Annotated in this window: 9 protein-coding genes and 1 pseudogene; 6 read left to right on the top strand and 4 right to left on the bottom strand. The window is 46.8% G+C overall.

All coding sequences use genetic code 11. The features are described 5' to 3' along the window. Positions 1-255: pseudogene (locus ACEW8S_RS19565) on the top strand (hypothetical protein); the annotation flags it as partial. A gap of 119 nt (positions 256-374) precedes the next feature. Here ACEW8S_RS19565 and trxB read toward each other — a convergent pair. Then, a complete protein-coding gene (trxB, locus tag ACEW8S_RS19560) occupies positions 375-1,343 on the bottom strand; it encodes a thioredoxin-disulfide reductase (protein ID WP_373519790.1) in 969 nt (322 codons plus the stop codon). A 228-nt stretch (positions 1,344-1,571) separates the two neighbouring features. Here trxB and ACEW8S_RS19555 point away from each other — a divergent pair, with 228 nt between their 5' ends. Together ACEW8S_RS19555 and ACEW8S_RS19550 are read left to right on the top strand one after the other, a co-directional pair. Continuing rightward, the gene (locus tag ACEW8S_RS19555) at positions 1,572-2,270 is read left to right on the top strand and encodes a LytR/AlgR family response regulator transcription factor (RefSeq protein ID WP_373519789.1); all 699 of its coding nucleotides are present in this window, start codon (positions 1,572-1,574) and stop codon (positions 2,268-2,270) included. 173 nt (positions 2,271-2,443) lie between these two features. Next, positions 2,444-3,154, top strand: a complete 711-nt coding sequence (locus ACEW8S_RS19550; protein WP_373519788.1) for a LytR/AlgR family response regulator transcription factor — start codon at positions 2,444-2,446, stop codon at positions 3,152-3,154. Positions 3,155-3,182: 28 nt separating this feature from the next. Here the strand turns inward: ACEW8S_RS19550 and galK are convergent, their stop codons facing one another. Both galK and ACEW8S_RS19540 read right to left on the bottom strand, forming a co-directional pair. Then, entirely contained in the window at positions 3,183-4,310 is a 1,128-nt protein-coding gene (gene galK, locus ACEW8S_RS19545; protein ID WP_373519787.1) for a galactokinase, read from the bottom strand. Positions 4,311-4,368: 58 nt separating this feature from the next. Then, the gene (locus tag ACEW8S_RS19540) at positions 4,369-5,514 is read right to left on the bottom strand and encodes a formylglycine-generating enzyme family protein (protein WP_373519786.1); all 1,146 of its coding nucleotides are present in this window, start codon (positions 5,512-5,514) and stop codon (positions 4,369-4,371) included. 187 nt (positions 5,515-5,701) lie between these two features. On the opposite strand from ACEW8S_RS19540, the gene ACEW8S_RS19535 reads away from it, so the two are divergent. Next, on the top strand, positions 5,702-5,878 hold the full coding sequence (locus ACEW8S_RS19535; RefSeq protein ID WP_373519785.1) for a hypothetical protein: 177 nt from the start codon (positions 5,702-5,704) through the stop codon (positions 5,876-5,878). A gap of 74 nt (positions 5,879-5,952) precedes the next feature. Here the strand turns inward: ACEW8S_RS19535 and ACEW8S_RS19530 are convergent, their stop codons facing one another. Then, complete coding sequence (locus tag ACEW8S_RS19530; protein ID WP_373519784.1) at positions 5,953-7,293, bottom strand: Gfo/Idh/MocA family protein; 1,341 nt, start codon at positions 7,291-7,293, stop codon at positions 5,953-5,955. Positions 7,294-7,566: 273 nt separating this feature from the next. On the opposite strand from ACEW8S_RS19530, the gene ACEW8S_RS19525 reads away from it, so the two are divergent. Both ACEW8S_RS19525 and ACEW8S_RS19520 read left to right on the top strand, forming a co-directional pair. Continuing rightward, complete coding sequence (locus ACEW8S_RS19525) at positions 7,567-9,183, top strand: sodium:solute symporter (RefSeq protein ID WP_373519783.1); 1,617 nt, start codon at positions 7,567-7,569, stop codon at positions 9,181-9,183. A 123-nt stretch (positions 9,184-9,306) separates the two neighbouring features. Beyond that, positions 9,307-10,575, top strand: a complete 1,269-nt coding sequence (locus ACEW8S_RS19520) for a sugar MFS transporter (protein WP_373519782.1) — start codon at positions 9,307-9,309, stop codon at positions 10,573-10,575. The last annotated feature ends 199 nt before the right edge of the window (positions 10,576-10,774 follow it).

The raw sequence follows: 10,774 nt of genomic DNA, 5'->3' as shown, positions 1-10,774 counted from the left end.
AGCAAAGGTAAGGTCATGTGGACCCGCTACTCCCCCGACGATCCCTCGGAATGGTTTGGGTACGGGTCGTATACCAATACCGAAAACGAACTTGAAGAACGGCTTGAATATGGTTCCAAAACTATGATGGATATTCAAGATACCGTCAAAGTATTCAAGTTCGAACTGCAACTTGACGAGGACAATTATAGCCAGTTTACGGTCGATGAGGAAGGGAAACGTAGCTTTTCGGAAAACTACAGACGGATTGATTAGAAGGTCGTCCCAACCAAAGAAGCCCACTGTTCATCAAAGCAGGGGCTTTTTTTTTGTCTTATCCCCAGAGGCTATGGAACCGATAGGTTTTTTAGTGATACTTCGACTTCAGAATGTTTTCACACCACTTCTTCAGGAGCCGCTTCGATTGTCGCCAAATAGCGCTCCGCATCCAATGCAGCCATACAGCCTGTTCCTGCCGCCGTGACCGCTTGACGATAAATTTTATCCTGCGCATCGCCACTTGCGAAAACACCGGGCTTGTTGGTCTTGGTCGATTTAGCCTCCGTAATGATATATCCGGTTTCGTCCATATCCAACTGGCCCTTGAAAATATCAGTGTTCGGTTTGTGCCCGATGGCAATAAAGAGTCCTGTTATGGCGATTTCCTCTTTTTCGCCGGTCTGGTTGTTTACGATCCGTAGACCCTCGACGACCTGATCGCCCAAAACTTCGTCCACTTCTGAATTATATCGGATTTCAAGATTTTTTAGACTATCCACCCGATGCTGCATGGCCTTAGAGGCCCGCATGTAATCTTTACGTACCAACATGGTGACCTTGTTACAGATATTCGCCAAATACGAGGCTTCCTCGGCAGCGGTATCACCGGCTCCAACGATAGCTACATCCTGCCCTTTATAAAAGAACCCGTCGCAGACGGCACATGCGGAAACGCCTCCGCCCCGCAAACGTTGTTCACTGGGTATGTTCAGGTATTTTGCCGTGGCCCCTGTAGAAATGATGATCGTTTCGGCCTCGACCACCTTATCCTCGTCTATCGTTACCTTATGGATGCCGCCGGCCTCATCGCTCAATTCGACAGCGGTTGCCCTGCCCATACGTACCTCGGTGCCGAAGCGCTCGGCCTGCTGTTGCAATTCTACCATCATGCTGGGCCCGTCGATACCATCGGGATAGCCCGGAAAATTATCGACCTCCGTAGTGGTGGTCAACTGCCCGCCCGGTTCCAATCCCGTATATACCACGGGCTTTAAATCCGCACGCGCCGCATATATCGCTGCGGTATATCCGGCGGGTCCGGATCCTATAATCATCGTTTTCAATCGTTCGGTATTCTCTGACATAATCTAATACTTCTATGAATTCTTCTTGATTTCTATGTAATGGTAGGGACAAAAATAGCCTTTTAAAAAAAAGCGGATCCCCAAAGTTATCAAAAGTTATCTAAACACCCATGGCCTGAAAATTCAAAAAAAACCAAACCATCGATTTTTGGTTTCGTAAGTACTATTGAAAACATACCCCTTAAACAAGGAAACTAAAGGCATTCACAGCCAATACAAACGTTTTTAATGGAAATTACAATACTAAAAAGCGTCATAATCGACGATTGCACAACGCACCGTACCGTGCTGAAACGGCTTATCGAAAACCATCCCGACTTGGTGCTCGAAGGCAGCTACCGTAATGGTATCGAGGCGAAAAATAATGGATGCGAAAAAAATGCGGACCTGATTTTTTTGGATGTGGAAATGCCTTTTATAGATGGGTTCGACCTGTTGGAATCCTTTAAGAAGCGACCGCAGGTCATCATGGTCAGCGGGAAGCCCGATCATGCCCTCAGGGCCTTCGAATACGACGTTACCGATTACCTGTTGAAACCCGTGTCGCCCAAGCGGTTCGATATGGCCATCAAAAAGGTGCAACGCAATACGGGTACGATGACCGGACAAAGTGAGGACGAACATATTTTTGTGCGAAGCAATTTCAGAAAAGTTAGGGTAGACTACGGGGACATCAAATGGGTAGAGGCTTTGGGCGACTACGTAAAATTGATTACCGAAAAGAAGAATATTCTCGTATTGACCTCTATGAAGGCATTCGAACAAAAATTGCCTGAAAATCGTTTCCTCAGAATACACAAATCGTACATCATCAACCTCGATCGGATAGAGAATTTCACTAGTACGGAAGTGCAGGTGTGCGGAAAACAAATGCCCTTGAGCCGAAAAAGAAAGTCTAGATTGTTAGATGCGCTTGGAGCGGGATGAGGCAAAGTACAAGCTCAAGTGTAAGTTCAGGTTCAGGTTCAAGAAAAAATTGGTCTTTTCCCATAAATCGGTTTATTTATCCCTACAAATAGTGTTCGGTTTTTTCCCTATCGAATAATATCCTTTATATTTGACCTATGGCAGTTTGGCCTAAGCAAGACAACCAATTCATCATGGAATCCCGAACACTTAAAACTATCGTTATTGACGATTCAAAATTGCAGCGTACCGCAATCTCCGAACTCGTACGCAAACATCAAAAACTGGAACTTACGGCCGACTACCATAACGGTATCGAGGCACGAATTGCCATGAAAGAGAACCCGGTAGACCTGGTCTTTCTTGACATTGAGATGCCAATCATCAGCGGTTTCGACTTTATTGAATCCCTACAGGAACGGCCGCAGATCATCTTGGTCACCGGAAAGGCGGATTATGCCATGAAGGCTTTCGATTACGATGTAACGGATTATCTGCTCAAACCGATTACCGCCGAACGCTTCAGCACTTCGGTCAAAAAAGCCTTGGCCAACCGGTCCGATCCGGAACCGGAAATTACGGACGACCATCATATTATGGTGAACAGCAAGCTGAAAAAAGTAAAGGTATCTGTAAACGATGTACGGTGGATCGAAGGTGTGGGCGACTATATCAAGATCGTTACCGAAGAAGAAAACATTCTGGTGCTAATGACCATGAAGGCCCTAATGGAAAGCCTACCGAAAGGAAAATTTATGCGCATCCACAAATCGTATATCGTTAATCTGGAAAAAGTCGAAAATTTTAATGGGGCCGAGGTAGAAGTTTCCGGGCATCGCCTACCCTTGAGCAGGCATAAGAAAATATTGCTCCAAGAAGCCTTGCTCAACTCGTCAACGGATTAGCACCAAGAGCATTGTTTTCAAACATCCCTTAAGAAAAGGAGGTGCCCCCAGCAGGTTCGACCTCAAAGGCTTCAAGATGAATATCGAATTTTTTCCTATAGGCTTTACTGGCAGCGTTCACAAAATCATCGACCGCATCTTTGTGAACGATATTAAGCGTACAACCGCCAAATCCGCCACCGGTCTGCCGTGCCCCCAATACATCAGGATTATCTTTTGAGAATTCGACCAAGAAGTCCGATTCTGCGCAGCTTACCTCGTACAGTTTGCTGATGCCGTGATGGGCCGCGTATAAAAGTTGACCCGCGGATAGCAAATCTTTTTGCCGTAATGCCTTGGCCATTTCAAGTACCCTTTTGTTTTCAGCGATTATAAAGGAACACCGATTGAAAACGGTGGGATCCATTTCCGGTTTGCCCGCATTTAACATTTCTTCCGTCACATTTCGTAACGATTTTACCTTCGGATGTTTTCTTCGGATGATTTCCACCCCTTCCGCACATTCCCGCTTTCGGGTATTGTACTCGCTGGACGCCAGATTATGGGAAACCTTGGTATTCAATAGGATGATTTTATACGGATGCAGATCAATGGGAATGTAATCGTATTCCAAAGATTCACAATCTAGAAGGATGACATGTCCCGATTTGCCCATTACCGAAGCAAATTGGTCCATGATACCGCATTGCGTACCCACATAGGTGTGTTCGGCCGTTTGGGATAGTTGCACCATTTCCAAATTTGACAGCCCCAGATCGAAGAGTTCGTTGAGGCCGAAGGCGAGTCCGCATTCCAATGCGGCCGAGGAACTGAGTCCCGATCCCGTTGGCAAGTCACTTTGCAGTACGCAGTCGAAGCCTCTCACTTTATCCGTACGCAACGAAATTTCGCTCAAAACGCCCAAAATATAATTTTCCCACTCCACGTCACTTCTTGCAATGGTATTCAGGTCTAGTTCAAACCCTGTATCATAGGTCTCACTGTACACGTGGCAAACGGAATCGGAACCGTTCTTTTGAAGCTTGAGAATAATTTTCTTTTCGATGGCCGTTGGCAGTACATACCCCATATTGTAATCGGTATGTTCGCCGATAAGGTTGATTCTTCCGGGGGATTCAACGGTCAGTTCAGGGGTGAAGGTTTTAAGAAATTCCATAGGTTGTTTGAAGTTTGTAGGTGAAAAGGTTTTAGGTTCAATCGCTACTGCGTGCTGCCTACTGCCCACTATTTTTCACCATGTCGACGGTCGCCACGGTACGAAAGCCTAAATGCTCCAGAGAAGAATCCAGACTTGTCGCCATTCGCGCCGAAATACGGTAGCTGGCACAGTAGGAGGCATTGCACAAAAAAGATCCGCCTTTCATCACCTTTTCCTTGGCGTACGGATCCCTGGCGTTGTACGGGGATTCCGCCCCCTTAGGATTTTTTAGAATGGTATTCTGGGCAGCTACCTCGTTATAATAACCGGTGTTGTACCAATCGCTTGTCCACTCCCACACGTTGCCGGCCATATCGTAAAGTCCGAAATCGTTGGGCGGGTACGATTTAACGGGCGCGCGCTTATCGAAACCGTCCGCTTGGGTGTTGGTCACTGGAAACTCGCCTTCCCAAGTATTCGCTTTTTTTGCCAGTTCGGATGCGTCATCTCCCCAGGGATAAACGGATTCGGATGGGTTGCCCTGGGCTGCCCGCTCCCACTCCGCTTCGGTGGGCAAACGTCGACCGGCCCATTCGCAGTACGCAAGGGCATCTTCATAGGCAATGTGAACGACCGGGTCGCCCTCTTTTCCGATAAGGGAACTTTTAGGGCCGTCGGGGTGTTTCCAATTCGCGCCGATCTGCCACCGCCACCACTGGGAAAAATCGTAGAGATTGGGTACCGAATTTTTGGCTTTTTTAAAGGTAAGGGACCCGGGCTGCATGATACTGTCATGAGGTTTCGGAGTATCTTCGGGCAGTTGTTTTTTCATTTCCTCCCAATCGATTTCACGTTCCGCAATGGTTTTGTAGCCGGTTTCATCGACGAATTTCTTGAACTCGGCGTTGGTGACTTCGGTCAGGTCCATAAAAAAACCGTCAACAGCTACTTTGTGGGCGGGCTTTTCGTGTTCCATGGCCATCTTATCCTGGAGCACGGCCCCTTGTTCGATGATGGCACCGGGAATCCAGACCATCCCGTCCGGCGTATCGATACCTTCCGGTTTTACTTTAATGACGGTCGTATCCTGCGTGGATACTTCTTGTTTGTCTATTGCCTGGGAAGTGTCGTTGAAGGTTGGTGCTGTCTTTTTTTCATCCCTACATCCTATTAAAAAAATAAAAATGGATAGAAAGGTATGGATTCGGATGCTGCTGTACATGGATTTTTTTGAAAATTTGAAAAACAAATATAACCAAATAATCAGTGAAACCTTGACGTTTACCAACAGGAGCATCCTAATGAATATTTGACCGCAAGACTTGCCTTGAGCGCAATCGAAGGGGCGCTAAGAGTTCTACTTAGTTTATGATAACCTGTCTTAGAGTGTTTTTCTCTACAGTAATGATATGCAAAGCGTACACTCCGGCCTGCGGATGGGCGACATCCATAACGAACGTGTCTTCATTTGCTCTCTATGGAACAACATCCTGTATCAGGGCGCCGCTGGCACTGAGCAATTGCAGTTATCCGCAGAAAAGCCGGTTATACTTTTTCTGTTACGGACAAAAAAATGTCCCCACTAAAAGCAGGGACAGTATAGATTTAACGTCTAAATCTCATATCTCAAACCCGCCTGGTGGATGGGCAGGTCTCACATCTACATCACCTCCGTCTCCCCAGGCACCGGAATCTTATACTCGCCATCCGCCAAAGGCTGTACGGGCGCGGGCGAATCCCAAGTGAGGTCGTCGGGTGCGAGATCATGGGTCGATTGCATAGCCTCGTCCCAATTAATGACCTTGCCGGAATAGGTGGCCATTCTGCCAATGATAGCGCTCATGGTACTTTTGGCCCCGTTTTCGCCATCGGCCAAAACGCCACCGTTACGAATGGATTCAAAAAGCTTGACATGCTCGACCGCATAGGGGTTTGGATCGTCTTTGCCCCGATGCTCGAAAAGTGTCTTGCCACTATAATCTTTTAAGGTAGCATTGTCGCCTTCTGTGGATACCGTACCCTTGGTACCCTGAAAGAATTCGGAAACGCGGCTCATGGTTTCCGGCTGATGGCGGCATTGGCTGGCGATAACGGCACCGCTCGGATAGGTGTATTCCACAAAATGATGGTCGAAAATCTCCCCATGATTCGGTCCTTTTCGTACCTCACGGCCGCCCATTCCCTGCGCAGATACCGGATACTCCCCAATAAACCAGTTGGCCACATCGATATTGTGTATATGCTGTTCTAGTATATGGTCACCGCAAAGCCAGTTGAAATAATACCAGTTGCGCATCTGGAATTCGAGTTCGCTCTGTTCGGGCTGTCGTTCACGCGTCCACACCCCACCACTGTTCCAATATACTTGCCCGGATACAATGGCACCGATACTATCCTTTTTAAGCTGCTCAATGGCGGCCAAATAGCTATCCTGATAATGCCTTTGCAGCCCCACAACTACATTTAACTTGTTTTCCTTCGCTTTTTTGGCGGCCGCAAGGACTTTCCGTACGCCGGGCGCATCAACGGCCACAGGTTTTTCCATAAAAACGTGCTTGCCATTGTTGATGGCATATTCGAAGTGCTGGGGACGGAAACCGGGAGGCGTTGCCAAAATGACCACATCGGCCAAATCGATGGCTTTTTGCGCCGCATCGAAACCTACGAACTGATTTTCAGGCTTGACGTTCACCTTTTTCGTTTCCCCCATCTCCTTGGAGATATTAATCAAGCTATCTTTCAAACGATCTTCAAAGGCATCGGCCATGGCGACCAACTCTACATTTTCATCGGCGTTCAATGCCTGTACCGCCGCCCCTGTGCCTCGACCGCCACAACCCACCAAGGCGATTTTCAGCTTTTTGTCGTTGGTGGAATTGAACATGCCCTGCATATTCAGATTGGGCAAGAGCATGGCGCCTCCGGTAAAAAGTGCCGTATTCCGCACGAAATCCCTACGTGGATTTTTACTGTTATCGGGTTTGGTCTCTTCTTTTTTCATTAGATATAAATTATGGTTCTTGAATTTTTAGTACTTCTTAATAGGTATACAAATGTCAATGGTTCGACATAAATCCGATTTTGCTACCCGTCATACGTCACCCGTCGTATCAAAACAGCCCTCAATATAGAAAGAATCTCGCACTTTATACTAACGATCATCAATGAATTTCACATTCATGGCACATTATAATTGTCAAAAAACGATTTTAACGCTACTTTTATCGCTTGAGAGTCTGCCTCGAAACAGCCTCCATCTACCAATCGATACTTTATGGAAACTGTTTTAGAGCGCTTGGACTGGGTGGTGCTGGGCGCCTATTTTCTGGCCTTGATCGGGGTAGCCCTTTGGGTCATACTACAAAAGAACAAAGATACCGCGGACTATTTTTTGGCAGGTAGAAATGTCGGCTGGTTCGTCATCGGCGCCTCCATTTTCGCCTCGAACATCGGTTCCGAACATGTCGTTGGCCTGGCCGGCACCGGTGCGGAATCGGGTATGCCCATGGCGCACTATGAGCTGCACGCCTGGATCGTTCTCTTATTGGGATGGCTTTTTCTCCCCTTTTACATGCGTAGCAAGGTGTTTACCATGCCGGAATTCCTGGAAAAACGTTTTGATAGCCGCTCGCGATGGTTCCTGTCCGTTTTTTCTTTGGTGGGCTATGTTATCACCAAGGTATCCGTGACCATCTACGCCGGGGGCATCGTCGTTTCCGAACTCCTGGGCATCGATTTTTGGTACGGCGCGATTGGCATCGTTGTATTCACGGGTGCATACACGATCCTTGGGGGAATGAAGGCCGTAATCTACACGGAAACCCTGCAAACCGTCGTACTCATCGCAGGTTCCGTTATCATTACCTATCTCGGACTTGAACAGGTAGGCGGATGGGAGGAACTTCGCGCCACGGTCGGTCCCGATCACTTCAATATGTGGCGACCGATGTCCGACCCCGAATTTCCTTGGACGGGACTGCTCTTTGGAGGCACCATCGTCGGAGTCTGGTATTGGTGTACCGATCAATACATCGTTCAGCGTACCCTTGCCGCACAGAACATTAAAATAGGAAGACGCGGTGCCATTTTCGGAGCCTATCTTAAGATTCTGCCCATATTCATCTTTTTGATACCCGGAATCATTGCCTTTGCATTGGCCAAACAGGGTGTGCTCACTTATGACAAGGCCGATGAAGTGTTTCCCGTAATGGTGAAAACGCTGTTGCCTACGGGTCTAAAAGGACTTGTTGCCGGAGGGTTGATGGCCGCACTTATGAGTTCACTAGCTTCGGTTTTCAACTCCTGCTCTACTATATTTACCATGGATATCTATAAAAAACTAAGGCCCGAGACCCCGGAGAAAAAACTTCTGAACATCGGCCGGGTCGCCACCGGTCTGGTCGTTATTTTGGGGATTATCTGGATCCCCATCATGGATAAAATTGGCGGGGGTGTACTCTATCAGTACCTGCAAAGCGTTCAGTCGTATATAGCACCCCCCATCACGGCCGTGTTCGTTTTGGGCATTCTCTGGAAGCGTGTCAACTCCACCGCCGCTATCGTAACGCTGTTCTCCGGGCTGGTAGTAGCCGCATTGCGGATTACCGCCGAGATACAGAAAAATGACCTTTCGGGCATAGCCTATGAATTTGCCACCATCAACTTTGCGCACATGGCCATCTTTATGTTTATTTTTTCTGTGGTCGTATGTGTCGGGACAAGTTTGGCAACGGCCGCCCCGGATTATGCCACTATCAAAGGTTTGGCATTCGGTACGCTGACGCAGGAGCAAAAAGAAGAGGCCGTCGGCAGTTATACTTGGATCGATATTTTGTTATCGGTCATGCTGGTCATCGTTGTGGTGGCGGTATTGACCTATTTTACAGGGTGATAGCGAGATGTGGTAAGTGTTCATGATGCAATATTTCGTTTTTGTTACTTTTTTCTTAATAATCATGTTTAAAATAAATTATATTTATAAAAATTTACACCTCTAAACTATAAACCAATATTCATGGAAGCATCTTCAAATGTAATGGCACCTAACGCAAATAGACTCTTTCTCGCCAGTTGTTTGGCGTTGATCACTACAGCTTTTTCCTTCAGTATACGGGCGGGTATATTACCTCAATTAGGTGAGGAACTGAGCCTTACGGCAGAGCAATTAGGTTTTATTAACTCTATGTGGTTCTTAGGATTTCCAATTTCCATGGTAATTGGTGGACTCATTTATAACAAAGTAGGCGGAAAAGTAATCATGCAATTTGCCTTCTTTGCCCATGCCGTTGGTATCATTCTGACCATATACGCCGGAAGCTATTATGGACTATTAATTTCTACACTACTTATCGGTTTGGGTAACGGTTGTACCGAGGCGGCTTGTAACCCCATGATCGCAGATGCCTACAAAGGTAATCGCATGAGTACGATGATGAACCGCTTTCACATGTGGTTTCCAGGTGGTATTGTAATCGGTAGCCTTATTTCAAAATTCATGACCGATGCGGGTTTGAGCTGGGAAAGTCAAATATGGGTCATCATGATTCCAACCTTGATTTACGCTTATCTTTTCTTCGGACAATCTTGGCCAAAGGCAAAAGTTGAGGAAGCTTCGAATTTATCAAGCAACTTTACAGCCATGCTATCTCCCCTGTTCATATTTATGGCTGTTTGTATGGCGCTTACCGCAATAAGCGAATTTGGCCCGCAACAATGGGTAGGGCTTATATTGGCAAAAAGCGGAGCCGAACCTATGCTGGTATTGGCTTTGGTTACTGGCTTGATGGCAGTCGCCAGATATTTTGGGGGCAGCGTAGTCGCCAAATTCGACCAGACCGGCGTACTCTTGGGAGGAGCCATACTGACCACCATAGGCGTCTATCTATTTAGTACGCAAACGGGTACAATGGCATACGTAGCGGCTGTATTTTTTGCCTTGGGGGTCGCTTATTTCTGGCCAAATATGATTGGATTTATTGCCGATAAGGTTCCAAAAAGTGGGGCTTTGGGACTTTCAATTATGGGAGGAATCGGTATGTTCTCGACCTCAATTTTTCAACCGATTATAGGGGGATGGATCGATGCCGATAAAGCGGATGCCGCTGCTGCGGGATTCACCGGAGATGAACTTGAACTGGTTGCCGGTCAGGACACCCTTGGTACCATGACGACCTTTCCGGCCATACTGATCGTTCTTTTTACAATCCTTTGGTTCTGGATGCGCAATAAAAGAGCAAAAGACAAAGCCCAAGCCCAAACGGGTGCGGAAGGTACAGCGATGTAGATTTTTAGGAAATTTCTGGAATTAGGTAAAGCGGTTCTCTTTTTTTGAGACCGCTTTTTTATGGCTATGCCATTGAACAAGACCTTTTATTGCATCAAAATATGATGGTTTTGCGTTCATGCCAATACGCTTTTTATACTAATTTTATCTTTGTAATAGAGAAGTGGATTGAATTATTAATTTAAAACGATTATTATGA

The organism is Pricia sp. (genome assembly GCF_041745955.1).
GTDB lineage: Bacteria > Bacteroidota > Bacteroidia > Flavobacteriales > Flavobacteriaceae > Pricia.
This window is presented reverse-complemented; position numbering and strand designations above follow the sequence as displayed.

Bases quoted from the DNA above. Each gene is read 5' to 3' on its own strand.
- trxB (WP_373519790.1), bottom strand. From the start codon at position 1,343: ATGTCAGAGAATACCGAACGATTGAAAACGATGATTATAGGATCCGGA.
- ACEW8S_RS19555 (WP_373519789.1), top strand. From the start codon at position 1,572: ATGGAAATTACAATACTAAAAAGCGTCATAATCGACGATTGCACAACG.
- ACEW8S_RS19550 (WP_373519788.1), top strand. From the start codon at position 2,444: ATGGAATCCCGAACACTTAAAACTATCGTTATTGACGATTCAAAATTG.
- galK (WP_373519787.1), bottom strand. From the start codon at position 4,310: ATGGAATTTCTTAAAACCTTCACCCCTGAACTGACCGTTGAATCCCCC.
- ACEW8S_RS19540 (WP_373519786.1), bottom strand. From the start codon at position 5,514: ATGTACAGCAGCATCCGAATCCATACCTTTCTATCCATTTTTATTTTT.
- ACEW8S_RS19535 (WP_373519785.1), top strand. From the start codon at position 5,702: ATGCAAAGCGTACACTCCGGCCTGCGGATGGGCGACATCCATAACGAA.
- ACEW8S_RS19530 (WP_373519784.1), bottom strand. From the start codon at position 7,293: ATGAAAAAAGAAGAGACCAAACCCGATAACAGTAAAAATCCACGTAGG.
- ACEW8S_RS19525 (WP_373519783.1), top strand. From the start codon at position 7,567: ATGGAAACTGTTTTAGAGCGCTTGGACTGGGTGGTGCTGGGCGCCTAT.
- ACEW8S_RS19520 (WP_373519782.1), top strand. From the start codon at position 9,307: ATGGAAGCATCTTCAAATGTAATGGCACCTAACGCAAATAGACTCTTT.